Consider the following 24,519-nt stretch of genomic DNA (forward strand, 5'->3'; position numbering starts at 1 on the left):
ACGACCACCGCGGGAGTCCACGGTCTGCACGCGTGGCGAGAGCGCCCGGCCCGAGCTTCCGTCGACGAGCGCTGAGCGGCACCGCCGCATGCTGACCTTGGCCGCCGAGGCCACCCACGACCCGACGTCGATCGCTCTGGCGGTCGGCATCGTCATCTTCGTCATCGGTGTCCTCGGCATCGTCATCCCGGTCCTGCCGGGTCTCCTGCTCTGCGTCGCCGCCGTCCTCGTGTGGGCCGGCTTCACGGGCGGCACGACGGCCTGGGTGACCTTCGGCATCGTCGCGGTGATCTACGCGGTGACGCTACTGCTGCAGTTCCTCATCCCGGGGCGGCGCATGAAGCGCGACGGTGTCGGCGGTCTGACGCTCACCCTGGGCGTCGTGGGCGCGATCATCGGCTTCTTCGTCATCCCGGTCGTCGGCCTCCCGGTCGGCTTCGTCCTCGGGGTCTTCGCCGCCGAGTACGTCCGCTTCCGCGATCTCGACCGCGCCTGGCAGGCGACGAAGGCCGCGCTGCGCGGTGTCCTGCACAGCATGGGCATCGAGCTGTCCGCGGCGCTCATCATCGCGGTCACGTGGACCGTGGGCATCATCGCCCACTGACGACCCCGGACATCTGCCCGCGGCCGTCGCGAAGGACTACCAGCCCTGACCCTTGCTGCGGCGCTCCTCCCAGCGCTGCTCGAGCCGCTGCATGAAGGTGCCGGACCGGGCAGACGCGCGCGCCTTGGCCCCCTTCGTCTTGCGCTGACGGGCCGGGCGGACCGTGCCGTCGTCCCCGACGAGTCCGAGACCGCCGATGCCCTCGCTGCCGCCACCGGGGGTGACGGCGACCGCGACCGAGGCGACGATGAGGGCGAAGCCGGCGACGCCGATCCACAGGGTGGTGTTGATGCCGAGCAGCACCAGGCCGAGCCCGACGATGGCGCCGATGACGCCGATGGCGACACGGCGCCGGTCATGACCGGAGTGCGTCCCCTTCATCTGCGAGGCAAAGCGAGGGTCTTCGGCCCGGATGGCCTCTTCCATCTCCTCGAGCATCTGCCGCTCGCGCTCTGACAGCGCCACGGTGACCTCCCTACGAACCTGGTCTCGTGCGGGCGGTGCCCGCGGGTCCCCACGGCGAAAGGACCGCCGTGGTCTCCTCAGTCTAGGTCGCGGCCGCGGCCTGCGGTAGGCCGGCGTCCCGCTCGGCCCCGGTCACCGAGCAGGCTGGCCGGGCGCACGCTGCCCGCCCCGAAGCGCGCGCTCGCGCGGTCGACCGCGCGGTCAGCCTCCCGCCAGCCGTGCTCGGGCTCGTCGAGCGCCACCTGCACCGGCGTGGACGAGGCCTCGGAGAGCTGCTCGACGCGCACCCCGACGAGCCGCACCCTGGCCCGCTGCAGGCCGAGGGCGTCGTAGAGCTCACGGGCCAGCGCCGCGATGTCGCGGGAGACGTCGGTGGCATCGCGAAGGGAGCGGGAGCGGCTGATCGTCGTGAAGTCGGCGAAGCGCACCTTGATGCTCACCGTCCGCCCGACGAGGCCGGCGGCCCGCAACCGGGAGGCCGCCTTGTCCGCGAGCGCGAGCAGGGTGCGGTGGACGACCTCGGGGTCGTCGACGTCGTGGTCGAAGGTGCGCTCGTTGCCGATGGAGCGCTCACGGCGCACCGGCTCGACGGACCGCGGGTCCCTCCCCCAGGCGAGGTCGTGCAGGTGGTTGCCGGTCGCCTCGCCGAGCGCACGGACCAGGGTGGCGCGGGGGGTGTGGGCGATGTCGGAGACGGTCTTCAGCCCGAGGCGGGCGAGCGCCTCCTCGGTCTTGTCGCCGACTCCCCACAGGGCCCCGACGGGCAGCTGCTGGACGAAGGTGACGACCTCGTCCGCGGGGATGACGAGCAGCCCGTCGGGCTTGGCCAGGCCGGAGGCGAGCTTGGCGACGAACTTCGTGCTCGCGACGCCGACGGAGCAGGTGATGCCCTGCTCGTCGGCGACGGTGTCCCGGATGCGCTGTGCGATCGTCGCCGGCGAGCCCATGAGGCGCACCGCGCCGGCGACGTCGAGGAAGGCCTCGTCGCTGCTCAGCGGCTCGACGAAGGGGGTGATGTCGGCGAAGGTCGCCATGATCGCCGCGCTGATCCGCGAGTAGAGCTCGTGCTCGGGCGGCAGGACGGTCGCCTGCGGGCACAGCCGCCGGGCACGGCCCATCGGCATGGCCGAGGTGACCCCGAAGGCCCGGGCCTCGTAGGTCGCGGAGAGCACGACGCCGCGGTTGCCGCCGCCGATGATGACGGGGGTGCCGACGAGCTCGGGGTGGGCGATGAGGGAGGCGGACGCGAAGAAGGCGTCCATGTCGACGTGCAGGATCGTGCACCCGGTGTCATCCGGGGGGCCCTGGCCGGCCCGCGGTGGGGGCCGGTACTGACGCCGGCTCATGAGCGGTCAGTCGCGGCGGGCGATGAGGTGGACGGCGCCACCGAGCGCCGACAGACCGGTGCGACCGGCGTCGGCGGAGGCGAGCTCCTCGAGGGCCAGTAGCGCCCGGCGCTCGGCCTCGGTGTCGACGAAGGTGCTCGGCACGACATCGCTGAAGATGCGCACCCCACGTGTCTCGAGGGTCGTGAAGCCAGCCCGGGTGAGCATCTCGGTCAGGGCGGCCCGGTCGAAGCGGCGCGGCACGGGGTCCTCTTCGCCCCACCGTCCGTCAGGGCTGGTGAGGGCAGTGGTCGCCTGGTCGAAGCGCCCGGCGAGGGCTCGCGAGATGACGGCGGCGACGCGCTGCGCGGTGACGAGCGAGAGGTGCCCACCGGGGGCGAGGACCTCGGCGATGCGGGCGAGGGTGGCCTCGGGATCGTCGACGTACTCGAGGGTGCCGTGGCAGGAGAGCAGGTCGACGGTGCCGGGCGGGGCGATGCCGGCGAGGGTGTCGGCGTCGCCCTGCACGGCGGTGATCCGCTCGGCGGCCGGCGACTCGGCGACCCGGCGACTCATCGAGGCGAGCGCGTCGGGGCTGGGGTCGACGACGGTGACGGTGTGGCCCTGCTCTGCGAGCGCGACGGCCAGCCCACCCGTGCCGCCGCCGAGGTCGAGGACCCGCAGCGGCCGGGAGAGCTCACGCTGACGGGACTCGCTGAGCGCGCGCACCTGGGTCCAGATCGCGGCGGTCCGGACATTGCCCTCGACCCCGCTGCCGCCACGGCGCCACGCTCGCTCGTCGTTCATGCCTCCAACCCTAGTCGGCGGGGGTGACACCCCCTTCGGCCTCCCCGCCCCGTCAGGTCAGGAGAGTCCCCTGGTGATGGACCTGGCGCCAGCCTCCATCCCGTTCGCACCAGATCGACGTGCGTCGCGCGCGGCGCTCCCCTTGGGCCGACGTCCATGAGACCCGGACGACGCCTGGTGCGATGGTCCGGGCTCGCAGGTCGTCGATCTCGATGGTCGGCGAGTCGGGGCCCGCGGACTCCGACTCGAGCATCGCAAGGATCGAGTCGCGGTCCCACACCCGGCCGGACGCCCCGACCTCCTCGAAGTCCGGGGCGATGAGGTCGCGCAGACGCCCGGCATCGGCCCGCGTCTGCGGCGACTGCAGCTCGCGCTCGAGGTCCAGGACCGTGGTCAGCGTCGCGTCATCCGTGTGGGGCATTCACCTACCGTCGCACGGTTCGTGCGAGACATCCCCCGCCCTGACTCCTCTCTGTCAAAGACACGTCGCGTCTCCCGGCACGCGCGGTGTCTTTGACCGAGGCGAAGGGGGCCGCCCCGGCCGGCCTCGCCCCCTCAGTGGCCGGAGCTGCCGGGCGAGGAGTGCCACAGCTTGCGCGGGGGCTCGACACCGGTGCCCGCCGGTCGGGTGTCGGCCCACGGCGACTGCCGGAAGCCCGAAGCGTGGACGAGCACCCGGTGCCCGGCCGGCTGCTGGTGCGCGGCATCACGGGCCCGGGCGAGCTCGTCGGCCTCGTCGAGCGCGGCGTGCACGGCGGTGATGCCGCCGCGCTGCCATGCCTCCCACAGCGTCGACAGCTCCCACGCGCCGGAGGCGAGCACCGAGACCCCGCGCGGCCCCGCGCGCCGGATCGTGCCGCGCACGAGGAGCAGCCAGGAGTGGAAGATCGTCGCCGCGTAGGGCCCCTGCACGTCCTCGAAGAAGGTCGCGTCGACCGGCCCGGTCGCGTCGTCGACGGTGAGGAAGACGACCCGACGCCCGGAGCGGATCGGTGGGGTCTGGGTCGCGACCTTGACCCCCGCAGCGAGGATCTGGGCACCGCTGCGCACCGAGAGCAGGTCCGCGCTGCGGGTCACCCCGAGCGCCTCGAGCATCGGCGCGTAGAAGTCCATGACGTGCCGCGAGGCGTCGAGCCCGAGGATCTCCAGCTCGGCGCTCACCTGGTCGGGGATGCTCATCTCGGGCAGACCGACGCCTTCGCCGAGCTCCGGGGAGTCGCCGAGGTCGAGGGTCAACTGGCTCGCGACCGGCGTGGTCGTCGTGCCCGTGCGCACCTGCTGGGCGCCCGGCCGTCCGGCCGCCCAGGCCGGCGCCTCGGACGACCGTCCCCGCGCACCCAGGCCACCGGTACCCCGGCCCCGCGCGCCGCGTGACCGACCCGCGCTCGCCCGCGACCACCGGTCGAGCTCGGCGACATGCAGCAGCAGATCCCGCCGGGTGAGCCGCCCGCGGCTGCCGAGCCCCGGCCCGGCCCGGTCGGCGCCGGTGCCGTGCACCGCGTCGAAGGCCCCGACGAGGACGAGCCGCTCGACGACCGGCCGGCTCACCTGCGCCCGCTGCCAAAAATCGGCGAGCGAGTCGAAGGGGGCCCCGGCGACGACGCGGGCGACCTCCCCTTCGCTCATGCCCTTGACGTCGGCCAGCGAGAGCCGGATCGCCCACGGCGACCCGTCGGGCAGGTCGGGATCGTCCGGTGCCCGACCGGGGACGGGGGCGCGCTCGACGCGGTACTCCCCCGTGCTCGCGTTGACGTCGACGCCGAGGACCGTGATGCCGAGCGACCGGGCCTCCTCGAGGAGCAGCCGCTTGGGGTACATGCCCGGGTCGTGGGTGAGCACGCCGGCGAGGAAGGCCGCGGGATGGTGCGCCTTGAGCCAGGCCGACTGGTAGGTCGGCATGGCGAAGGCAGCCGCGTGCGCCTTGCAGAAGCCGAAGGACGCGAAGGCCGCGAGCACCGCCCAGATGCGGTCGACGTCCTCCGGCGGGTACCCGCGCGCGGCCGCCGCCGGACGCCACCACGCCTCGATGCGCGCCTGCCCGTCGGGGCTGCCCATCGTGCGGCGCACCTCGTCGGCCTGGGCGAGGGTCGCGCCGGTCGTCTCGGCGATGATCCGCAGCATCTGCTCGTGGAAGACGACGACCCCCTCGGTCTCGGCGAGCGCGGGCACGAGCCGGTCGTGGAGGAACTGCGGCCGGCTCCACCCGTGCCGCGCCTCGAGGAAGGGGCGGATCATGTCGGACTTCACCGGGCCGGGGCGGAAGAGCGAGATGTCGATGATCAGGTCGTCGAAGACGCTCGGCGCGAGCTTGCCGATGAGCTCGCGCTGCCCCGGGCTCTCGATCTGGAAGCACCCGAGCGTGCGCGTCGTGCGGATCATCGCGAAGGTCGCCGGGTCGTCGAGCGGCACGTCGGAGCGGTCGTCGAGGTCGACCCGCTCCCCCGTGACCCGCTCGACCTCGCCGACGGCGTGCGCCATCGCCGACTGCATCCGGATGCCGAGGACGTCGAGCTTGAGCAGCCCGAGCGCCTCGACGTCGTCCTTGTCGAACTGGCTCATCGGGAAGCCCAGCCAGCTCGACTCGACCGGGGTGCGGTCGAGCAGCCCGCCATCGGACAGGACGACCCCGCACGGGTGCAGGGCGATGTGCCGGGGCAGCCCGTCGAGCCGCTCGACGAGGTCGAAGAGCGTCGTCAGGCGTCCGCCGTCGAGGCTGCGGGTGCGCAGCTCGGGCAGCTCGGCCATCGCCGAGCGCACGTCCTTGGCCCGGATGTGCGGGAAGGCCTTGGCGATCTCGTCGACCTCGGCCGGGGGCACCCCGAGCGCGGCGCCGACGTCGCGGATCGCGTGCCGTGCCTTGTAGGTGTCCATCATCGACACGCAGGTCACCCGGTCGCGGCCGAAGCGCTGGAGGATCAGCTCGTACATCTCGGTGCGGCGGGCCGACTCGACGTCGATGTCGATGTCGGGCAGCTCGGCCCGTAGCGGCGAGCAAAAACGCTCCATGAGCAGGTCGTGCCGGATCGGGTCGATCGCGCTGATGCCGAGCAGGTGGTTGATCAGGCTGCCGGCGCCGGAGCCACGGGCGGCGACCCGCACCCCCGCGCCGGTGATGAGGTCGACGACCTCGGCGACGGTGAGGAAGTAGGTCGGGTAGCCCAGCGCCTCGACGACGTCGAGCTCGTCGGCCAGACGCTCCTCGACCTGCCGCAGCACCGCCGGCGACGCATCGGGGTAGCGCGCGCCGATCGCGGCCCGGCAGCGCTGCGCGAGCACCACCTGCGGGTCCGCGTCGGGGGGCAGCCCGAGCACACTCGCCTCGGGCAGGTGGACCCGCCCGATGCCGAGGTCCTTGCGGTCGTCGAGCGCGCACTCCACCGCCGTGCGCACCGTCGCCTCGAGCAGCGCCGCGGCCCGCTGCCGGGGACTCGCGCAGGCGAAGCCGCCCGCACCGCCACCGAGCACGCTCGCCACCCGGTGGGCGTGCTCGACCATCGTCGCGTCGTCGGCGAGGTGCCCGGCGGTCGTCACCCGGTCGAGGTGCCGGGCGTCGAGGACGACGAGTCGTCGGGTCGCGTCGAGGACGTCGGCGGTCGTCGCGTCGTGCGGGTGGAGATGACGCACTGCCGCGGTGAGCACGGCCGGGACCCCGCAGGCGTCAGCGAGCCCGAGCAGGTGGGCGGCGTGCCCGGTCGACGCGGGGGTGCCGGGCGGTCCGCCGTGGTCGACGACCTCGATGGCGAGCGCCCCGGCCGGCAGCACCCGCTGCCAGGCCTGCAGCCGCTCGCGGGCCACGTCGGGACGTCGGGCGAGCAGCGCGGCGCCGACGTCGGAGGTCGGGCCGAGCAGGACGAGCAGCGGGGCCGGCTCGTCAGCCCCGGGGGCCGCGGCGTGCCGGGCGATCATCGCCGCGGTCGCGACGGCCTCGCCGCGCTCACCCGTGAGGTGCACCTCGCTGACGAGCCGGCACAGCCGCGCCCAGCCGACCCCGTGCGGCACCCCGGCACCCGCCCCCCGGGCGAGCACGGTGACCCGCGGGTGACGCGGGTCGACCTCGGCTCCCCCGCGCACCGGGGTGCGCCGACGCTCGGGGGCGCGCCCGCCGCCGTCGACCGCGAGGTCGACCCCGAGCACGGGCGCGATGCCGGCCGCGGTCGCGGCCCGGACGAAGCGCACCGCCCCGTAGAGCCCGTCGCGGTCGGTGAGGGCGAGTGCCGGCTGCCCGAGCTCCGCGGCCCGGGCCACGAGGTCCTCCGGTGTCGTCGTGCCGTGGCGAAGGGAGAACCCCGAGGCCACGTGCAGGTGGGCGAAGGTCACCCGGCACCACCCCTTCGCCGCGCGTCCTCGAGGTCGTGCGCTGCGAGGTCGTGCGCTGCGAGGTCGCGCGAAGGGGGGATCGCGGCCAGCTCCCCGACGACCCGGACCGGGGGCAGCCCGAGCACGCCGGAGACGATCCGCACGAAGTCCTCCCCTTGGCGGAGCAGGTCGTCGACCTCCCGGACCGACATCGGCCCGGACGCCCCGTGGCCGGGGCGGGAGCCCCCTTCGGGCAGGACGGTCGCGAAGAAGTCCGCCCACTCGGTCAGCTCGGGCGCGACCCGCGGCAGCAGGTGCCACACGTCGACCGGACCGTGTCCCCGGGCGGCCCCCGGCGAACGACCGCGCACCGAGAGCACCGCAGCCGCCGCCCGCAGGACGGCCAGCTTGGTACCGGCGCTGCGACCGGCCACGGAGGCGGCCATGTGGGCCGCGGCCAGGCTCTCGCCGGCTGCGGCGAGCAGGTCGAGCGCGGCATCGAGACGATCGGGGTCGAGCACGGGCAGAGCACCCATCATCGCCACCTCAGTCCTGGGTCCGCAGGAGCAGCCAGCCGGGGGCGCCCCCACCCGGGGTGGCCTCGTCCGACGCGTCGACGCCCAGGTCGTAGACCCCCGGGGTGCTGCTGCGGCCGCGCTGGGCACTGACCCGCCAGACCTGCCGGGTCAGCGGGACCTGGGCGAGCGGCCGGTCGGCCCCGCGCCACCACGCGCACCGCTCCTCCCAGTGGTCGACGACCTCCATCACCCGGTAGAGCCGCCCCCGCCACAGGAACTGCTCCGGCGATGCACCCCCCACGCGCACCTCGATGGGCTCCTCGACGACCCTGACCATGACCGCTCCCTCCACTCGAACACCTGTTCGAACACAGTAGCCCGGGGGGCGGACATCGCGTCAACCCCGGTCGACGTAGGCTGGTCGCGATCCCGTGATCCGAGCACGGGACACCGACACCCCCTTCGCCACCTGGAGCCGACGTGCCGCACCCGCTGGACCTGGACGACCTGCGCTCGCGGGTCCAGGACCGCATCGACGCCGAGCTGGACCGCTGGGAGGTCGAGCTCGCCGAGGTCGGCCCCGAGGTCGCCGACCTGACCACTCCTGTGCGCACCCTCCTGCGGGGCGGCAAGCGCCTGCGGGCCGGCTTCGCCTACTGGGGCTGGCGCGCCGCCGGCCGCGACGACCACGAGGGCGCGATCTCGCTCGCCGCCTCCATGGAGCTCTTCCAGGCCGCTGCACTCATCCACGACGACGTCATGGACGACAGCGAGACCCGCCGCGGCCAGCCCGCGACGCACCGGGCCCTCTCCCGCGCCCACGCCGAGCGCGCCTGGCACGGCGACCCCGACCACTTCGGCGTCGCCGGGGCGATCCTCGCCGGCAACCTCTGCCTCGGCTGGTGCGACGACCTCTACGCCGGCTCGGGGCTGCCGCCCGAGGCACTCGCCGCCGCACGCCCCGCCTTCGAGCGGATGCGCGGCCAGCTCATGGCCGGTCAGTTCCTCGACATCGTCACCTCGATGCGCCCCTGGCACCAGCTCGCCGACGACGCACGGGTCGACCAGGCCCGCCACGTCATCACCTACAAGAGCGCCAAGTACTCGATCGAGCACCCCCTCCTCATCGGCGCCACGGCCGGCGGGCTCGGCCCGAGCGACCTCGCGGCGCTCTCCCGCTACGGGGTGGCGCTCGGCGTGGCCTTCCAGCTGCGCGACGACGTGCTCGGCGTCTTCGGCGACCCGGACGTCACGGGCAAGCCGGCCGGCGACGACCTGCGCGAGGGCAAGCGCACCGTGCTCATCGCCCGCACCCTCGCCGGCGCCGACGACGTGTCGACGACGCGGGTCGACCAGTGGCTCGGCGCGCCCGACCTGACGAGCAGCGAGGTCGACTCCTTCCGCGCGCTCATCGTCGACACCGGCGCGCTCGAGGGCGTCGAGGCCGACATCAGCCACGGGGCCGAGACCGCTCGGGCCGCGCTCGCTGAGGCGACGGGCGTCGCCGAGCCCGCCCGACGGGTGCTCGACGAGCTCATCGACCTGACGACGGCCCGCAGCACCTGAGCCGCGCCGGCCCGGTTGCGCGACGCACGGTGCGCCGCGCCACGGGCCTCAGGCCTCCTCCATCGCGCGGCGCCGCACCTCGGTCTTGAACCCCGCGCGGATCGCCTCGATCGGCGTCGGGCCACCGGGCAGGCTCTCGTCGCGGGCAAACATCCACTCGACGATCTCCTCGTCGGAGAAGGCGGCATCCGCCAGGACCGTGAAGGTCCCCGCGAGCTCCGGCAAGGGCTCGCTCTCGCCGAGGAAGGCTGCGGGCACCGACAGCACCTTGCGCTCCCCGCGACGCAGGGCGATCAGCTGCCGCTCGTCGACCATCCTCCGCACGTCGGACAGACGCACGCCGAGGCGCTCGGCGACGTCGGGGAGGGGCAGCCAGAGGGCGAGATCAGGGGTGTTGGTCACGCCGGTCAGTGTGGCAGAGCGCGCGCGGCGCTCTCACCTTCGGTACGGTCGACGGCGAAACCACATACGTCACACGCGTCACAGGCACCACAGGCGGTGCCGACCTCCCGCAGCCAGGGCGTCCCCTGCGCCCCCGACATCGGAGTCCCCCACATGGTCCTTCCGCTCATCGTCCCCGTCCCGGCCACTCCCGTGGTCCCGGCCCTCGACCTGACCACCGAGACGATCACGCAGGCCACCGCCTCCCAGGGCACGCGCCACCACACCGTCCGCGACGGCGAGACGATCTACGACATCGCCGCCCGCTACCGCGTCTCCCCCGGCGCCCTCCTCTCGCGCAACCACCTCTCCTCCGGCGACTTCATCCACCCCGGCCAGCGCCTGACGGTGCCGGCTCGCTCCGGCGGGTCCTCCCCTTCGTCGGCCAAGCCGGCCCGCTCGGGGGCCACCCGCACGTACGTCGTGCGCAGCGGCGACACGCTGACCGGTGTCGCGGCCCGCCACCACATGAGCGTCGAGCGGCTGCGCTCCCTCAACGGCCTCGGTGGTGGCTTCATCCACCCCGGCGACACGCTGCGGGTCACCGGCACCGCCGTCAAGCCCGCCAAGCGCGCCACCACCGGCCGCACCACCACGACGCACACGGTCCGCTCCGGCGAGACCCTCACCGGCATCGCCGCCCGTCACGACATGTCGGTGACCCGCCTGGCCAAGCTCAACCACGTCGCCAGCGGCGAGTTCATCCACCCCGGCACCACGCTCAAGGTCACCGGCACGGCGTCGAGCACGCCTGCGTCGAGCAAGCCCGCGACCACCAAGCCCACGGCCACCCAGCGCAACACCTTCGCCGGTCGCACCTACTCCGACGACATCGTCGACGCCGCCGACCGCAACCGCCGCACGCTCGCCACCCGCGCCGTCCCCAGCCGTGCGGAGACCAAGGCCAAGATCACCCGCATCTCCCGTCAGCACGGCCTCGACCCGTCGATCGCGCTCGCCATCTCCTACCAGGAGTCCGGCTGGGACCAGCGCCAGGTCTCCGTGGCCAATGCCGTCGGCACGATGCAGGTCATCCCGAGCTCGGGCGAGTGGGCCTCGCAGATGGCCGGCCGAGACCTCGACCTGCTCGACATCGACGACAACATCACCGCCGGCGTGCTCCTGCTCAAGGTCCTCACCGAGCAGGCAGACACGACCTCGGACGCCGTCGCCGGCTACTACCAGGGGCTCGCCTCCGTCGAGGCCAACGGCATGTACAGCGACACCAAGCAGTACGTCAGCAACGTCAAGGCACTCCGAAGCCGGATGTGACGGACGGACGAAGGGGGCGAACCTAGACTTTGGGCGTGACCACCGCTTCCACGCACCCGCTCGTCGGCGCCCTCGTCGACGGCCGGTACCGCGTGCTGCGCCACCTCGCCGACGGCGGGATGGCGACCGTCCTGCTCGCCACGGACACCCGGCTCGACCGGGAGGTGGCGCTCAAGGTCATGCGTCCCGACCTCGCGGCCGACGAGACCTTCGTCTCGCGATTTCGCCGTGAGGCCCGCTCCGCGGCCCGTCTGAGCCACCCCCACGTCGTCCCGGTCTTCGACCAGGGCGAGGACGACGGGCGGGTCTTCCTCGCGATGGAGTACGTCGAGGGACGCACCGCCCGCGAGGTGATCGACGCCGAGGGCGCCCTCACCCCCCGGGCCGCGCTCGACATCCTCGAGCCGGTGCTCACCGGGCTCGCGGCGGCCCACGCGGCCGGCTACATCCACCGCGACGTCAAGCCCGAAAACGTGCTCATCGGCGAGGGCGGCCTGGTCAAGGTCGCCGACTTCGGACTGGCACGGGCGGTCACCTCGCAGACGACGACGGCCGAGGACGGCGTGCTCTTCGGCACCGTCGCCTATCTGTCCCCCGAGCAGGTCGAGCGCGGCATCGCCGACGCCCGCAGCGACGTGTACGCCGCCGGGCTCATCCTCTTCGAGCTGCTCACCGGGCAGCGGGCCATCGAGGGCGAGTCGCCCATCCACGTCGCCTTCCAGCACGTGCACGGGTCGGTCCCGGTGCCCTCCGAGCGGGTCGACGGACTCCCGAGCAGCCTCGACGACCTCGTCGCCCTGGCCACCCACCGCGACCCCGACGCCCGGCCGCGCGATGCTGCCGACTACCTCGCCGAGCTGCAGCGGGTGCGTGCCGACCTCACCTCCGACGAGCTCGACCGCCGGGCCGCCGGCGCGGCCCGCAGCACGGCGCCCGCGGGTGCCGCCACGGTCGCCCACCCTCGCCCGAGCCCGACGACGGCCCTCGCGACGACCGGTGCCACGGCCGGTGTCGACGGCATCGACGACAGCGCCGACGACGGGGACGGCGGACCGACGGGGGCGGCGCCCCCTTCGTCCCGGAGATCGCGGTGGCGCGGCGGGCTCGTCGCGCTGCTCCTGCTCGCCCTCGTCGCCGCGGGCGGCGGCTGGTGGTGGACCCAGGAGGGACCGGGGAGCACGGTCCTCGTGCCGGAGGTCTCCGGCCAGACCAGCGAGGACGCGCAGGCGCTGCTCACCCGGTACGAGCTCTCCCCCACGGAGCAGGCCGCCTTCGACGAGCAGGTCCCGCAGGGTGACGTCATCACGACCACCCCGCCGGTCGGCACCGAGCTGTCGAAGGGAGCGGACGTCACCATCGTCGTGTCCAAGGGGCCGGAGCGCTACGAGGTCCCCGACCTCGGCGGCCGCACGGCCAGCCAGGCGACCGCCGACCTCGAGGCCGAGCACCTCGGCGTCGGTCGGACCACCCGGGCCTACGACGCCGACGTGCCCAAGGGACAGGTCGTCTCCAGCTCGCCCGCCGCCGGCACCGAGCTCAAGCGTGACGCGACGGTCGACATCGTCGTCTCGCGCGGACCCCAGCCGATCGTCGTGCCGGGCGTGACCGGGACGACGGCCGAGGCTGCCACGACGAAGATCGAGGGGGCGGGGCTCAAGGTCTCCCGCGGCGACGACGCCTACTCCACGACGGTGCCCAAGGGGTCGGTCATCAGCCAGAGCCCGGCGAGCGGCACCCTGCTGCCCGGTGAGACCGTGACGATCACGGTGTCCAAGGGGCCGGAGATGGTCGCGGTGCCCGAGGTCGAGGGCCTCAACCGGTCCGCGGCGACCAAGAAGCTGCAGGATGCCGGCTTCACGGTCTCGGTGCAGACCTTCCTCGGCGGCCCCCTCGACGAGGTCCGCGCGTCGCGTCCGAGCGGTGGTACCGCCCCCAAGGGCTCGACGGTCACGATCCTCGTCGTCTGATCACCCGGCCGGCCGGGTGATCAGACGCGAAGGGGGTCAGGCCACCGGCGCGTAGTGCGAGGCATCCCCGACGAGCGAGCGGCTGGGCTCACCGTCGATGCCCACGGGCACCTCGCCGGCGACGGTGACCCGGTGCAGGCGGCGGGGCAGCCCGTCGTAGTTGTCGGGGGCGTAGTGCTGGGTGATCCGGTTGTCGAAGATGACGAGCTGGTCAGGCTCCCAGGTGACGCGCACGACGTTTTCCGGCCGGGTCACGTAGGCCTGGAGCAGGCGGAGCAGATCACGGCTCTCGGTCGTGGAGAGGCCGACGAAGCGTCGGACGAAGCCGCCGAGGTACAGGCCGCGCTCCCCCGTCTCCGGGTGGACGCGCACGACGGGGTGCTCGGTCTCGAAGACCTGTGAGGTGAACTCCGCGCGGCGCTCCTTGAGCGCCTCGTCCTGCTGCTCCGGCGGGGTGGCGTAGTCGTAGTCGTTGGTGTGCACCGCCCGGAGCGAGTCGGCGAGGACCCGCAGCGGGTCGGGCAGGTCGCGGTAGGCGGCACCGGTGTTGGCGATGAGCGTCTCACCGCCGTGGGGCGGCACGACCTTGCTCGACAGGGTCGTCGCCCGCGGCGGCGCGTGGACGAAGGTGACGTCCGTGTGCCAGTGGTTGGCGGTGCCCCGCTCGCTGTCGACGGGTAGCACCCTGGGCGCTCCCTCGACGGACGCGACCGTCGGGTGGGCGCCGGTGACGGTGCCGAAGGACGTGGCGAAGCGCTCCTGCGCCGCGTCGTCGAGCGGCATCCCGCGGAAGACGAGCGCTTTGTGCTCGGCGAGCGCCTCGCGCAGGTAGGTGACGGTCTCGGCGGCGAGGGGTTGGGTGACGTCGACCCCGATGACCTCGGCGCCGATGCGGCCGGTGATCTTGCGGATGTCGCGGATGGTGGTCGTGGTGCTCATGCTGCCTGCTCCTTGCTCGTGGTGGTGGTCGCGATGTGGCCGGCCGACGGTCGGGCCAGCCCGTAGTGCTCGCGCAGGGTCGTGCCGGTGTACTCGGTGCGGAAGAGACCGCGCTGCTGGAGGATCGGCACGACGGTGTCGACGAAGACCTCGAGCCCCTGCGGGTAGGTCGGCGGCATGATGTTGAAGCCGTCAGCCGCCCCCTTCGTGAACCAGGTCTCGAGGTCGTCGGCGATCTGCTCGGGGGTGCCGGCGAGCACGCGGTGCCCTCGTCCCCCGGCCAGTCGCTCGATGAGTTGGCGCACGGTGAGCTGCTCGCGGCGGGCGAGCTCGGTGACGAGCGTGAAGCGGCTCTGGTTGCCCTGCGTCACCTCGTCGATGTGCGGCAGCGGCTCGTCGAGCTGGTCCTCGGTGAGCTCGATGTCGAGCATCGAGCTCAGCTGCGCCAGTCCGTAGGCGGGGACGATGCCGGCGTTGATCTCCGCCTCGAGCCGGCGGGCCTCCTCCTGCGTGGACCCGATGACCGGCGAGATGCCGGGCAGCACGAGCAGCTCGTCGCGGCTGCGGCCGTGGTCGGCGAGGCGCCCCTTGAGGTCGTCGTAGAAGGCGATGCCCTCCTCGAGGGTCTGCTGTGCGGTGAAGACCGCCTCGGCGTAGCGGGCGGCGTACGCCCGTCCGGTCGCGGAGGACCCGGCCTGGACGAGCAGGGGGTAGCCCTGCACGGGGCGGGGCACGTTGAGCGGGCCGGCGACGTCGAAGTGCTCGCCGTGGTGGTCGACGCGGTGGATCAGGTCGGTGTCGGCGTAGATCCCGCGCTCGGCGTCCGCGAGGACCGCCCCGTCGCCGAAGCTGTCCCACAGGGCGGCAGCGAGCTCGACGAACTCCGCGGCCCGCTCGTAGCGGCGGCTGTGGTCGGGTCGGGTGATGCCGAAGTTGGCGGCCTCGTCGCGGGTGCCGGAGGTGACGATGTTCCACCCGGCGCGGCCATCACTCAGGTGGTCGAGGGAGGCGAAAGCCCGCGCGAGGGTGTACGGGTGGTTGTAGGTGGTCGAGGCGGTGGCGATGAGCCCGACCCGCTCGGTGCTCGCGGCCAGCGCCGAGAGCAGGGTGAGCGGCTCGAAGGCGGAGTGCGAGTTGTGCCGCACGTTGCCGCCGAGCGCGACCGTGTCCGCGAGGAAGACGGAGTCGAGCAGGCCCCGCTCGGCCGTCCGTGCGATGTCGACGTAGTGCTGCAGGGTGAGGGCCTGCGTGGGTCGGGTCGAGCGGTGGCGCCAGGCGGCCTCGTGGTGGCCGTTGGGCATGATGAAGGCATTGAGGTGGAGCTGTCGTCGCGTGCTCATGTCGTGGATTCCTTTGCGGTCGAAGGGAGTTGGGCCCGGTCTCAGTTGCCGTGCGGCGTCGTGCGCCACCCGGAGAAGTGCCGCTCGAGGCGCACCAGTGCCGTGTTGACGGCCAGCCCGAAGATGGAGACGGTGAGGATGCCCGCGTACATCTGCGGGATCTGGAAGCTGCTCTGCGCGTTGACGATGAGGTAGCCCAGGCCCGCCTTGGCCCCGACCATCTCGGCGGCGATGAGCACGAGGATCGACGCGGTGCCGGCCATGCGGACCCCGGTGAAGATCGTCGGGACCGCGGAGGGCAGGACGACCCTGACGAAGAGCTGCAGGTTGCTCAGCCCGAGCGTCCGGGCGGCCCGGACGAGGAGCGGGTCGACGGTCCGCACGCCGGCGACGGTGTTGAGCAGCACGGGGAAGAAGGCCGCGAAGGCGACGATCGAGACCTTGCTCAGCTCACCGATGCCGAGGAGCAGGGTGAAGACGGGCAGCAGCGCCAGGGCCGCGGTGTTGCGGAAGAGCTCGAGCAGCGGGGTGAGGAACTCGCGCAGGCCCTCGTACCAGGCGACGGCGATGCCGAGGACGACGCCGGCGACGACCGCGAGGCCGAAGCCGATGACCGACCGCGTCAGGCTGGCCTGGAGGTGCTCCTGCAGCTGCCCGGTCCGCACGAGGTCCCACAGCGCCTCGAGCACGACGTGCAGGGGTGGCAGGAAGACGCGGCGGGTCGGCTCGAGCAGGTACTGGGTGCCGTACTCCCACAGGAGGAGGAAGAGCACGACCGCGGCGGACCGGCGGGCGCCGGTGCGCAGCGCCCCGAGGGCGCGTCGGGTGCGGGTCGGCGCCGCGGGCGGACTCAGTTCGGGCGACGAAGGGGGTCCCTCCGCCATGGTCGAGGTGGTGGAGGTCGTCGGGGTCAGGGTCGCGGTGCTCATCAGGCCGCCCTCTCGGTGCCGTCGGGCTGGATCTTGTGGTGGCCGGCGCGCTGCGCCCGCTCGACCTCGTCGTGCAGCAGGCTCCAGATCTGGTGTCGGTAACCGACGAAGTCCGGGTCCGAGCGCAGGTCGCGCTCGCCCTCGCGGTCACCCAGGTCGATGTCGACGACCTGCTTGAGCCGCCCGGGCCGCGAGGAGAGGATCGCGACGCGCTGGCCGAGGTAGACCGCCTCCTCGATGCCGTGGGTGATGAAGACGGCGGTCGTGCCGGTGGTGCGCCAGATCCGCAGCAGCTCGTCCTGCAGCTGCTCACGGGTCTGGGCGTCGAGCGCGGCGAAGGGCTCGTCCATGAGGAGGATCCCCGGCTCGTAGGCGAGGCTGCGGGCGATCGCGACGCGCTGCTTCATGCCGCCCGAGAGCTCGTGCGGGAGCCGGTCCTCGGAGCCGGAGAGCCCGACGAGGGCGAGGTACTCGCGCGCCCGCTCGGTGCGCTCCTTGCGGGTGAGCGGCAGCTGCTTGAGCCCGAAGGCGACATTGGCCAGCGCCGTGCGCCAGGGGAAGAGGGCGTACTGCTGGAAGACGATCCCGCGGTCGAGACCCGGTCCGGTGACGGCCTCGCCGTCGACGAGGACCTCGCCGCTCGTCGGGGTGCTCAGCCCGCCGAGCAGGTCGAGCAGGGTGGTCTTGCCCGACCCGCTCGGTCCGACGAGGGTGAGGAACTCCCCTGCCGGGACGGTGAGGCTGATGTCCTCGACGGCCCGCAGCACGCTCGCGCGCGGCTGGTCCTTCGTCGGGCGGACGACGAACTCCTTGGTGACGTGGCGCAGCTCGATGCTCGAGGTCACTTCGTCCCCTCCTTGGCCAGGTCGTTGTACTCGTTGGTGTAGATCGACGCCGGGTCGAGGTCTGCCTGGTCGACGATCCCGGTGCTCTCCAGCCAGGCCGCCCACTGGGTGAAGTCCTCGTCGGAGACCGCCCCGCCCTTCGCCGGGACACCGGTGCTCTTCCAGAAGCGGACGTTGTCGGTGCTCTCGTTGCGGTCGCGGCCCTCGATGATCCGCTCGAAGCGCGCGTGGACGGTGGCGCGGGGTGTCCTGCGGGCCCACTCGATCGCCTTGGCGACACCGGTGGTGAACTCGCGGACGGCGTCCGGGTGCTGGTCGATGAAGTCGTCACGCAGCACGTACTGGCCGCCGTTGAGCTCGTGACCGAGCACCTCGGTGTCGCGCACGAGCTCGCGGATGTCGGGCTGCGAGAGCGCCCGGTCCTGCAGGACCCCGCCGAGGGCACCGACGTCGATCTGCCGGCGGCGGATGGCCTCCTCGGTGTCGTTGGGTGGCAGGACGACGAGCTGCACCTGGTCGATCTGCCGGCTGGTGAGGCCGGCCGTGGTCAGCCAGGTCTCGATGAAGGCCTCGGCGTGGGCCCCCAGCGTGTTGACGGCGATCTTCTTGCCGACGAGGTCCTTGGGCCTGCGGATTCCGCTGTCCTTGCGGACGTAGAGGCCCTGGTAGGACTTCTTGTCCGAGCCGTAGTAGTTGATGACCGCGGTGATCGGCGACCCGGCCTGCGCGAGCTTGACGATCGCTCCGGAGAATGCGCCACCGACATCGGTCTGCCCGGTCGCGACGGACTGGATGTCCTGTGGCCCGCTCACCGTCGCGCCGACGTACTCGAGGTCGATGGTCGGGAAGTAGCCGAGGTCGTCGGCCAGTTCGGGGAAGGTGACGTTGTTGGCGCTGCCCTGGTATCGGAAGGTCACGCGGCCCCCGGGCCCGGTGCCTGCGGCATCGCTCGTGGGCAGGGTGCAGCCGGCGAGGGCGGAGGTCGTCGCGATCCCGGCGAGGCCGAGCAGGACGGAGCGGCGTGAGGTGTGGGTGCTCATCAGGCCACCGCCACGGAGCGCGCGAGGAGGTCGCCGCGGTGGGCGGCCTCCGCGGCCGCGACGAGCGAGCGACCGGCGACGGCGTCGAGGAAGACGCGGGTCACCTCGGCCAGCGGGCCGGCGGCGGACTCGGCGATGCTCACCTCACCGCCGTCGTGTCGGGTGACCTCGGAGGCGAGGACGAACCACCCCGGCGTGATGGCGCTCGGCGCGAGGCTGGCGAGCACGGGGCGCAGGGCGTAGTCCACCGCGAGGACGTGGGCGGGGCTGCCGCCGGTGGCGATCGGCAGGACCACCTTGTCCTTGAGCCCGGTCTGCGGCAGCAGGTCGAGGAAGGCCTTGAGCAGGCCGCTGTACGCCGCCTTGTAGACCGGCGTCGAGACGATGACGGCATCGGCGCGGGCCAGGGTGCAGGCCGCGCGAGCGATGTCGTCGTCGTCCGTGTCGGCTCGCAGGAGCGGCTCGGCGGGCAGGTCCCGCAAGACGATCGGGGCGATGAGGTGACCGGCGCGCTGCACGCGGTGCGACAGGTCGCCGAGGACCGCCTCGGTCCGCGACGAGGTGGACGGACTGCTGGAGATGGTGGCGATGACAGCCATGGGGGTGCCTCTCTGTGGGCATGACGGATCGACGGTCGACGAAGGGGGTCTCGTCACCGGACCGGGGTTGGTGGGGGTGATGTCGCATTTCCCTAGGGAAACGCGCAGGTGGCGCCGCATTTCCCTAGGGAAATGCGCAGGTGGGGCCGTATTTCCCTAGGGAAATACGGGTTCAGGTCAGCGACAGAGCGCGCTGTTGACCCTCAGCAGGTCGACGTGGCGCCGCAGCGCCGGGCGCAGCGACCGCGGTGCGGTCCTGGCAGTGGTGCTCATGGGAGATCCCGTCTCTCGTCGGGAGGCCGGCGAGGGCCTCGCGCTTGCTCCGACCGGAAGTGACCGGAGCCAGGTCCTCACCCGGAGCACCCCACCGCGAGTTGGAGGGTTGCTGTCCAGCGAGCCGGGGCTTGACGCTGGAACTCGTGACCTGATGAAGAACCTACGCAGATCCATCTCCTACTGCAAGAGAAGGAGTTGCCTGTCTCGCGATCCGGACCCCACGAGTGCCCCTGTCCCCCAACGGGACCCAGCTGACTCGACAGGTGGTTGTGTGGTCAACCGGTAGCGCCGGGTGCCGGCAGCGCCCGGTGAGCGCCGCCGGCTCGCTGAACTCCCTGTTCAACACACAACCATCAGCAGGACGAAGGGGGCGCCGCCGCCAGCACGACGAAGGGTGGGGTCGACGCGACTCAAGGAAAAGTCCGGACTGCCTGCGCCCCGTGAGAGGCAGACCAAGCGGTCCGGACTTTCCCCCAGCGTCGACCCCACCCTTCGCCGGGCGGCCCGGTCTTCGGCAGGACGGACGAGAGGGCTCAGCCCTGGCTGAGCATCTCCGCCGTGAGGAAGGCCAGCTCGAGACTCTGCTGGTGGTTCAGGCGCGGGTCGCACACGCTCTCGTAGCGCTTGTTGAGGTCCTCGTCGAGGATCCGCTCGGCGCCGCCGAGGCACTCGGTGACGTCGTTGCCGGTGAGCTCGACGTGCAGACCGCCGGGGACGGTGCCGAGCGAGCGGTGCACCTCGAAGAAGCCGCGGACCTCGTCGACGACGTCCTCGAAGTCACGCGTCTTGAAGCCGGACGCCGACTCGAAGGTGTTGCCGTGCATCGGGTCGCAGATCCAGGTGACCATCGCCCCGGAGTCGCGGACTTTTTCGACGATGGCGGGCATCGCCTCGCGGATCTTGCCGGCACCCATGCGGGTGATGAAGGTCAGGCGGCCGGGCTCGCGGTGCGGGTCGAGCAGGTCGATGATCCGCAGCAGCTCGTCGGGGTCGGCCTTGTCGGAGACCTTCATGCCGATGGGGTTGCGGATCCGGCTGACGAAGTCGAGGTGCGCGTGGTCGATCTGACGCGTCCGCTCCCCGATCCACAGGAAGTGACCCGAGGTGTCGTAGAGGTTGCCGGTGCGCGAGTCGACGCGGGTCATCGGGCGCTCGTAGTCGAGGAGCAGCGCCTCGTGGGCCGACCAGAACTCGGTTGCCCGCATCGCCTCGAAGTCGACACCGCAGGCGGCCATGAAGCGCATCGCCTTGTCGATCTCGCGGGCCAGGCCCTCGTAGCGCCGGTTGGCGGCGTTGGAGACGAAGCCGACATTCCAGTCGTGCACGCGGCGCAGGTCGGCGAAGCCGCCCTGGGTGAAGGCGCGCACGAGGTTCAGCGTCGCCGCACTCGTGTGGTACCCGCGCAGCAGGCGCTGCGGGTCGGGCTCGCGCGACTCGGGGGTGAAGGCGAAGTCGTTGACCATGTCGCCGCGGTAGGCGGGCAGGGTGACGCCGTCGCGCGTCTCGGTGTCCTTGCTGCGGGGCTTGGCGAACTGCCCGGCCATCCGGCCCATCTTGACGACGGGCATGCCAGCGCCGTAGGTGAGCACGGCCGCCATCTGCAGCACGGTCTTGATCCGGTCGCGGATGTTGTCGGCGGTGGCGTGGACGAAGGTCTCGGCGCAGTCGCCACCCTGGAGCACGAAGGCCTCACCGACGGACGCCGCAGCCATCCGGTCGCGCAGGTCGTCGCACTCGCCGGCGAAGACGAGCGGTGGATAGGTCGCCAGCTGCGCCACGGCACTGTCGAGGGCCGCACGGTCCGGCCAGCTCGGCTGCTGCGCGGCAGGCAGGTCGCTGTCGATGGTGGCGGCGGTCATGGGGGCGGGCACTGCAGTGGTCACCCCCACAGGATAGGCCGGGCGTGGCGGCGCCTCGGCACCCGTCCACGCACAGGACCGAAGGGAGGTCACTCCGGCTTGTCGAGTCCCCGGCTGATCGCGAAGCGGGTGAGCTCGACCCGGTTGTGCAGGTGGAGCTTGCCGAGGATGTTCTGCACGTGGTTCTGCACCGTCCGGTGCGAGATGACCAGGTCGGCGGCGATCTCCTTGGCCGTCATCCCCATGGCGACGTAGCGCAGGATCTCCGTCTCGCGCTCGGTGAGCTCCGGCACGGGCGAGCTGGGCTCGGCGGTTGCCGGCTCCGGCTCGGTGCGTGCCCGGCTGCTCATCTCGCGGAACTCGCCGAGGACGAGCCCGGCCAGACCGGGAGTGAAGACGGCGTCGCCGGCACCGGTCGCCGTGACGGCGTCACGGATCTCCGCGGGCGAGGCGGACTTGACGAGGTAGCCGCTCGCCCCGGCCTTGACGGCCGCGAGCACGTCCGGCTCCTCGCCGCTGGCCGAGAGGATGAGCACCTTGGTCGTCAGGTCGCCGATGGCGGTGCAGACCTCGTCGCCGCGCATCTCGGGCAGGTTGAGGTCGAGGACGAGCACGTCGGGGACGGTGGCGCGGGTGCGGCGCACCGTCGAGGGCCCGTCGGCGGCGGTGCCCACGATCTCGAAGCCGGCCTCCTCGAGGTCTCGGACGAGGGCATCCCGCCACAGCGGGTGGTCGTCGGCGACGAGGACCTTCAGGGGCGCGCTGGGCTCGCTCATGGGGTGGAGCCTGCCACGTGATGGGCCGGCACGGTGAGCGTGACGGTCGTGCCGCCGGTGCCGGGCGAGCGCCAGCTGGCGTCGCCGCCGAGGTCGAGCATGCGCCCGCGGATCGAGCTGCTCGCCCCGAGGCGCCCTTCCTCGACGGCGCGCACGAGCCGGTCGGGGGCCATGCCGACCCCGTTGTCACGGACGACGACCTCGACGCCCTGGTCGTCGGCGTCGAGCAGCACCCACGCGCGAGCCTGCTCTCCTGCATGTCGGCTGACGTTGTCGAGGGCGGCGACGACCGCGGCCTCGACCTCCTGGGTCACGGCGGCGGGCAGCCGGACCGCCCCGGCGGGCAGGACGACCTCGACCCGGGCGGAGCGCAGCGCCGCGAGGCGGGCCGCGAGGTCGGTGACCTGCTCGCTCTCGGGTGTGCCGGAGGTCTCCCCCGCTGCCGGCTCGAAGCGGGTGATGAGGCTGCGCAGCGACCGCTCCTGGTCGGCGGCGAGATCGGCGAGGGCCTCCCCTTCGCCGCCGATCTCACGACCGCGACGGTTGATGAGCGCCAGGGCCTGCAGCACCCCGTCGTGCACCTGCCGGCCGATCCGCTCGCGCTCGGCGAGCCGCTCGCTCACGGCGAGCGCCTGCTCGAGGCGTCGCTGGCTCTCCCGGGCGAGCTGGACGGCGAGCCCGACGAGCACGCCGAGGATGAAGAGCAGGAAGATGTTGTGCCAGGTCAGCTGGCTCGGGTGCTCGGCCTGCCCGAGGTTGGTCGCCGCGATGACGGCAGCGGCGAGCACGCCCCCCTTGATCCCGGAGAGCAGGGCCCCCGCCATCACCGGCGAGGCGGCCCACACCCCGGGCACGGTGGAGATGCCGTTGCTCACCTCGACGGGGTCGTAGACGACGTTGGTGACGAAGATGCCGACGCCGGCGAGGCACAGCTCGAGGACGATCGCCGTCGTCGTCGGCCGGGGGCGAAGGGGGGCGACGACCGACCAGACGAGGGCGCAGGCACCCCACAGCAGGATCGGCCACCACCGGATGACGTGCTCCTGATGGATGCCGACGAGGATCCCGGCGTAGACGAGGGCGACGAAGCGGTAGAGCGCCAGCCCGCGCCCCCCGGCGCTGTCGATGAGCGGCGAGGGGTTGTAGTGCCGCCGCAGCGAGCTCTCCCCCGGGTCCAGCAGCATCGGCCTACAGCCCGTCCTTGCTCTCCTCGGACCAGGGGCCCTCGCCGGGTCGGTCGCCCTGCTCGATGATGTCCTCGAGCTCGGGCACGGCACGACCGGGGCGGGCGGCCTCCTGGAGCTCGCGAGCGCGCCGGCGGGCCTTGGTGAGCAGCTTTTCCTTCATCGACGTCGCGTACATGTCGACGTACTCCTGGTCGGACAGCTGCATGAGCTCGTACATGATCTCGTCGGTGATCGAGCGCAGGACGAAGCGGTCGCCCTCCATCCCCTCGTACCGGGAGAAGTCGAGAGGGGCGCCGATCTTGACGCCGACCTGACGGATGTTGGGGACGATCTGGCCGGTGGGCTGCGCCTTGTCGGTGTCGATCATCGCGACGGGGATGACGGGCACGCCGGCGATCAGGGCCATGCGCGCGACACCGGTGCGTCCGCGGTAGAGGCGCGAGTCGGGCGAGCGCGTGCCCTCGGGGTAGAGACCGAGGAGGTCGCCCTCACCGAGCACGGCCAGCCCGGCACGCAGCGCGGCCTCGCTCGCCTTGCCGCCGCTGCGGTCGATGGGCAGCTGGCCGACGCCCCGGAAGAAGGCCGCGGTGAGCCACCCTTTGAGGCCGGGGCCGGTGAAGTAGTCCGACTTCGCGAGGAAGGTCAGCCGCCGGTCGATGACGAGCGGCAGGAAGATCGAGTCGGAGAAGGACAGGTGGTTGCTGGCCAGGATCGCCGGCCCCTCGGCGGGAATGTGCTCGAGCCCCTCGACCTTGGGTCGGAAGAGGACCCTGAGCAGCGGCCCGAGGAAGACCCTCTTGAGCATCCAGTACAGCACTGTCGCACCACCTCCTGATCGCTAGCGAACTCTACGGTAACGGTGACGCGTGCGAGGATGTCCGCGAGGCGAGGACGACGTCGAGACGAGCGGATCAGCAGATGGCGGAGCGGCACCACCCCGACGACCGGGACGTCGACGCCGCCTTCGAGGCGATCGTCGCCCGGTGGGACGACGAGTCGACCGAGGGCTCCGCGCCGGAGCACGACCAGCTCCCGCGCCCCCTCGATGCCCCGCCACGGCGGCCGACCCAGTCCACCGGTGACGTCCGACTGCCGCCGGCCCGGTCCGAGGGACCCCGCACCCCGGACGTGCCGTGGCGGGTCGACCCGACCAACTCCGTCGCCGACGCCCTGCTGCGAGGTGACGACGACCCCGGCGAGGGCGATGCCGACGAGGGCTACTCCCCGCCCCCGCCGCAGCCGCTGCCCCCACCGACGGACCGCCTCTTCTGGGGTGGCCTCCTCGGGCTCGCCCTGGGCGTGCTCGGGCTGCTGTGGCTGGCCATCGCCCGCCCGGACGTCGGCCGGTGGGCGACGGTCCTCGTCGTGGGTCTGCTCGTCGGCGGCTTCGTGTGCGTCGTCGTGCGCCAGCCGCGCGACCGTGACGACGACCCGAGCAACGGCGCCGTCGTCTGAGGACCACCGCGGG

At 72.6% G+C, this 24,519-nt stretch carries 23 protein-coding genes and 1 riboswitch; of the genes, 5 read left to right on the plus strand and 18 right to left on the minus strand.

Annotated features, from left to right (window positions below):
• The first annotated feature begins 88 nt into the window (after positions 1–88).
• Positions 89–604 (plus strand): DUF456 domain-containing protein, encoded by a 516-nt coding sequence (locus CWN80_RS08485; RefSeq protein ID WP_007928911.1) that lies wholly within the window; start codon positions 89–91, stop codon positions 602–604.
• A 36-nt stretch (positions 605–640) separates the two neighbouring features.
• Here the strand turns inward: CWN80_RS08485 and CWN80_RS08490 are convergent, their stop codons facing one another.
• The 7 genes from CWN80_RS08490 to CWN80_RS08520 all read right to left on the minus strand — a co-directional run bounded on the left by CWN80_RS08490 (position 641) and on the right by CWN80_RS08520 (position 8,352).
• Positions 641–1,069 carry a DUF3040 domain-containing protein gene (locus CWN80_RS08490; RefSeq protein WP_007928910.1) on the minus strand — a complete coding sequence of 143 codons (429 nt, stop codon included), beginning with the start codon at positions 1,067–1,069 and terminating at the stop codon, positions 641–643.
• A gap of 77 nt (positions 1,070–1,146) precedes the next feature.
• Positions 1,147–2,415, minus strand: a complete 1,269-nt coding sequence (gene dinB / locus CWN80_RS08495; RefSeq protein ID WP_128277125.1) for a DNA polymerase IV — start codon at positions 2,413–2,415, stop codon at positions 1,147–1,149.
• Between the two features lie 6 nt (positions 2,416–2,421).
• Positions 2,422–3,201, minus strand: coding sequence for a class I SAM-dependent methyltransferase (locus CWN80_RS08500; protein WP_007928909.1), 780 nt, complete (start codon positions 3,199–3,201; stop codon positions 2,422–2,424).
• Between the two features lie 52 nt (positions 3,202–3,253).
• Positions 3,254–3,622, minus strand: coding sequence for a nuclear transport factor 2 family protein (locus tag CWN80_RS08505; RefSeq protein ID WP_007928908.1), 369 nt, complete (start codon positions 3,620–3,622; stop codon positions 3,254–3,256).
• Between the two features lie 134 nt (positions 3,623–3,756).
• On the minus strand, positions 3,757–7,518 hold the full coding sequence (locus CWN80_RS08510; protein WP_128277126.1) for a DNA polymerase III subunit alpha: 3,762 nt from the start codon (positions 7,516–7,518) through the stop codon (positions 3,757–3,759).
• A complete protein-coding gene (locus CWN80_RS08515; protein ID WP_128277127.1) occupies positions 7,515–8,033 on the minus strand; it encodes an SAV_6107 family HEPN domain-containing protein in 519 nt (172 codons plus the stop codon). The genes CWN80_RS08510 and CWN80_RS08515 overlap by 4 nt, the downstream gene beginning before the upstream one ends.
• A gap of 10 nt (positions 8,034–8,043) precedes the next feature.
• Positions 8,044–8,352 (minus strand): DUF6504 family protein, encoded by a 309-nt coding sequence (locus CWN80_RS08520; RefSeq protein WP_128277128.1) that lies wholly within the window; start codon positions 8,350–8,352, stop codon positions 8,044–8,046.
• A gap of 143 nt (positions 8,353–8,495) precedes the next feature.
• On the opposite strand from CWN80_RS08520, the gene CWN80_RS08525 reads away from it, so the two are divergent.
• Positions 8,496–9,581 carry a polyprenyl synthetase family protein gene (locus CWN80_RS08525; protein ID WP_007929388.1) on the plus strand — a complete coding sequence of 362 codons (1,086 nt, stop codon included), beginning with the start codon at positions 8,496–8,498 and terminating at the stop codon, positions 9,579–9,581.
• 48 nt (positions 9,582–9,629) lie between these two features.
• On the opposite strand, the gene CWN80_RS08530 is transcribed toward CWN80_RS08525, so the two are convergent.
• Positions 9,630–9,983, minus strand: coding sequence for an Rv2175c family DNA-binding protein (locus CWN80_RS08530; RefSeq protein ID WP_007929394.1), 354 nt, complete (start codon positions 9,981–9,983; stop codon positions 9,630–9,632).
• A gap of 153 nt (positions 9,984–10,136) precedes the next feature.
• On the opposite strand from CWN80_RS08530, the gene CWN80_RS08535 reads away from it, so the two are divergent.
• Positions 10,137–11,294 (plus strand): LysM peptidoglycan-binding domain-containing protein, encoded by a 1,158-nt coding sequence (locus CWN80_RS08535; protein WP_128277130.1) that lies wholly within the window; start codon positions 10,137–10,139, stop codon positions 11,292–11,294.
• 35 nt (positions 11,295–11,329) lie between these two features.
• Positions 11,330–13,261 carry a Stk1 family PASTA domain-containing Ser/Thr kinase gene (gene pknB, locus CWN80_RS08540; protein WP_128277131.1) on the plus strand — a complete coding sequence of 644 codons (1,932 nt, stop codon included), beginning with the start codon at positions 11,330–11,332 and terminating at the stop codon, positions 13,259–13,261.
• 36 nt (positions 13,262–13,297) lie between these two features.
• Here the strand turns inward: pknB and CWN80_RS08545 are convergent, their stop codons facing one another.
• The 10 genes from CWN80_RS08545 to CWN80_RS08590 all read right to left on the minus strand — a co-directional run bounded on the left by CWN80_RS08545 (position 13,298) and on the right by CWN80_RS08590 (position 23,868).
• Positions 13,298–14,200 carry a TauD/TfdA dioxygenase family protein gene (locus CWN80_RS08545; protein WP_007929693.1) on the minus strand — a complete coding sequence of 301 codons (903 nt, stop codon included), beginning with the start codon at positions 14,198–14,200 and terminating at the stop codon, positions 13,298–13,300.
• Positions 14,197–15,540, minus strand: coding sequence for an LLM class flavin-dependent oxidoreductase (locus CWN80_RS08550; RefSeq protein WP_007929695.1), 1,344 nt, complete (start codon positions 15,538–15,540; stop codon positions 14,197–14,199). Before CWN80_RS08550 ends, CWN80_RS08545 begins: the two co-directional genes overlap by 4 nt.
• A gap of 41 nt (positions 15,541–15,581) precedes the next feature.
• Positions 15,582–16,469, minus strand: a complete 888-nt coding sequence (locus tag CWN80_RS08555; protein ID WP_007929697.1) for an ABC transporter permease — start codon at positions 16,467–16,469, stop codon at positions 15,582–15,584.
• Positions 16,469–17,314, minus strand: coding sequence for an ABC transporter ATP-binding protein (locus CWN80_RS08560; RefSeq protein WP_007929699.1), 846 nt, complete (start codon positions 17,312–17,314; stop codon positions 16,469–16,471). Before CWN80_RS08560 ends, CWN80_RS08555 begins: the two co-directional genes overlap by 1 nt.
• A complete protein-coding gene (locus CWN80_RS08565; protein WP_007929701.1) occupies positions 17,311–18,354 on the minus strand; it encodes an ABC transporter substrate-binding protein in 1,044 nt (347 codons plus the stop codon). The genes CWN80_RS08560 and CWN80_RS08565 overlap by 4 nt, the downstream gene beginning before the upstream one ends.
• A complete protein-coding gene (gene ssuE / locus CWN80_RS08570; RefSeq protein WP_007929703.1) occupies positions 18,354–18,953 on the minus strand; it encodes an NADPH-dependent FMN reductase in 600 nt (199 codons plus the stop codon). Before ssuE ends, CWN80_RS08565 begins: the two co-directional genes overlap by 1 nt.
• A 308-nt stretch (positions 18,954–19,261) precedes the next feature.
• Positions 19,262–19,378: riboswitch (SAM riboswitch) on the minus strand.
• A gap of 384 nt (positions 19,379–19,762) precedes the next feature.
• The gene (locus CWN80_RS08575) at positions 19,763–21,088 is read right to left on the minus strand and encodes a class II 3-deoxy-7-phosphoheptulonate synthase (RefSeq protein ID WP_007929706.1); all 1,326 of its coding nucleotides are present in this window, start codon (positions 21,086–21,088) and stop codon (positions 19,763–19,765) included.
• A gap of 89 nt (positions 21,089–21,177) precedes the next feature.
• Positions 21,178–21,864 carry a response regulator gene (locus tag CWN80_RS08580; protein WP_007929708.1) on the minus strand — a complete coding sequence of 229 codons (687 nt, stop codon included), beginning with the start codon at positions 21,862–21,864 and terminating at the stop codon, positions 21,178–21,180.
• Complete coding sequence (gene macS, locus CWN80_RS08585; RefSeq protein ID WP_128277132.1) at positions 21,861–23,048, minus strand: MacS family sensor histidine kinase; 1,188 nt, start codon at positions 23,046–23,048, stop codon at positions 21,861–21,863. The genes CWN80_RS08580 and macS overlap by 4 nt, the downstream gene beginning before the upstream one ends.
• Positions 23,049–23,052: 4 nt before the next feature.
• On the minus strand, positions 23,053–23,868 hold the full coding sequence (locus tag CWN80_RS08590) for a lysophospholipid acyltransferase family protein (RefSeq protein ID WP_128277133.1): 816 nt from the start codon (positions 23,866–23,868) through the stop codon (positions 23,053–23,055).
• Between the two features lie 101 nt (positions 23,869–23,969).
• Here CWN80_RS08590 and CWN80_RS08595 point away from each other — a divergent pair, with 101 nt between their 5' ends.
• Positions 23,970–24,506, plus strand: a complete 537-nt coding sequence (locus CWN80_RS08595; protein ID WP_007929716.1) for a hypothetical protein — start codon at positions 23,970–23,972, stop codon at positions 24,504–24,506.
• Positions 24,507–24,519: the final 13 nt, after the last annotated feature.

This window comes from Janibacter hoylei PVAS-1 (assembly GCF_004025845.1).
GTDB classification, from domain to species: Bacteria; Actinomycetota; Actinomycetes; order Actinomycetales; family Dermatophilaceae; genus Janibacter; species Janibacter hoylei.

What these genes read in the sequence shown, in the direction of transcription:
- CWN80_RS08485 (WP_007928911.1), top strand. Translation starts at nt 89, where the DNA reads ATGCTGACCTTGGCCGCCGAGGCCACCCACGACCCGACGTCGATCGCT.
- dinB (WP_128277125.1), bottom strand. Translation starts at nt 2,415, where the DNA reads ATGAGCCGGCGTCAGTACCGGCCCCCACCGCGGGCCGGCCAGGGCCCC.
- CWN80_RS08500 (WP_007928909.1), bottom strand. Translation starts at nt 3,201, where the DNA reads ATGAACGACGAGCGAGCGTGGCGCCGTGGCGGCAGCGGGGTCGAGGGC.
- CWN80_RS08505 (WP_007928908.1), bottom strand. Translation starts at nt 3,622, where the DNA reads ATGCCCCACACGGATGACGCGACGCTGACCACGGTCCTGGACCTCGAG.
- CWN80_RS08515 (WP_128277127.1), bottom strand. Translation starts at nt 8,033, where the DNA reads ATGGGTGCTCTGCCCGTGCTCGACCCCGATCGTCTCGATGCCGCGCTC.
- CWN80_RS08520 (WP_128277128.1), bottom strand. Translation starts at nt 8,352, where the DNA reads ATGGTCAGGGTCGTCGAGGAGCCCATCGAGGTGCGCGTGGGGGGTGCA.
- CWN80_RS08535 (WP_128277130.1), top strand. Translation starts at nt 10,137, where the DNA reads ATGGTCCTTCCGCTCATCGTCCCCGTCCCGGCCACTCCCGTGGTCCCG.
- CWN80_RS08545 (WP_007929693.1), bottom strand. Translation starts at nt 14,200, where the DNA reads ATGAGCACCACGACCACCATCCGCGACATCCGCAAGATCACCGGCCGC.
- CWN80_RS08550 (WP_007929695.1), bottom strand. Translation starts at nt 15,540, where the DNA reads ATGAGCACGCGACGACAGCTCCACCTCAATGCCTTCATCATGCCCAAC.
- CWN80_RS08555 (WP_007929697.1), bottom strand. Translation starts at nt 16,469, where the DNA reads ATGAGCACCGCGACCCTGACCCCGACGACCTCCACCACCTCGACCATG.
- CWN80_RS08565 (WP_007929701.1), bottom strand. Translation starts at nt 18,354, where the DNA reads ATGAGCACCCACACCTCACGCCGCTCCGTCCTGCTCGGCCTCGCCGGG.
- ssuE (WP_007929703.1), bottom strand. Translation starts at nt 18,953, where the DNA reads ATGGCTGTCATCGCCACCATCTCCAGCAGTCCGTCCACCTCGTCGCGG.
- CWN80_RS08575 (WP_007929706.1), bottom strand. Translation starts at nt 21,088, where the DNA reads ATGACCGCCGCCACCATCGACAGCGACCTGCCTGCCGCGCAGCAGCCG.
- CWN80_RS08580 (WP_007929708.1), bottom strand. Translation starts at nt 21,864, where the DNA reads ATGAGCGAGCCCAGCGCGCCCCTGAAGGTCCTCGTCGCCGACGACCAC.
- macS (WP_128277132.1), bottom strand. Translation starts at nt 23,048, where the DNA reads ATGCTGCTGGACCCGGGGGAGAGCTCGCTGCGGCGGCACTACAACCCC.
- CWN80_RS08595 (WP_007929716.1), top strand. Translation starts at nt 23,970, where the DNA reads ATGGCGGAGCGGCACCACCCCGACGACCGGGACGTCGACGCCGCCTTC.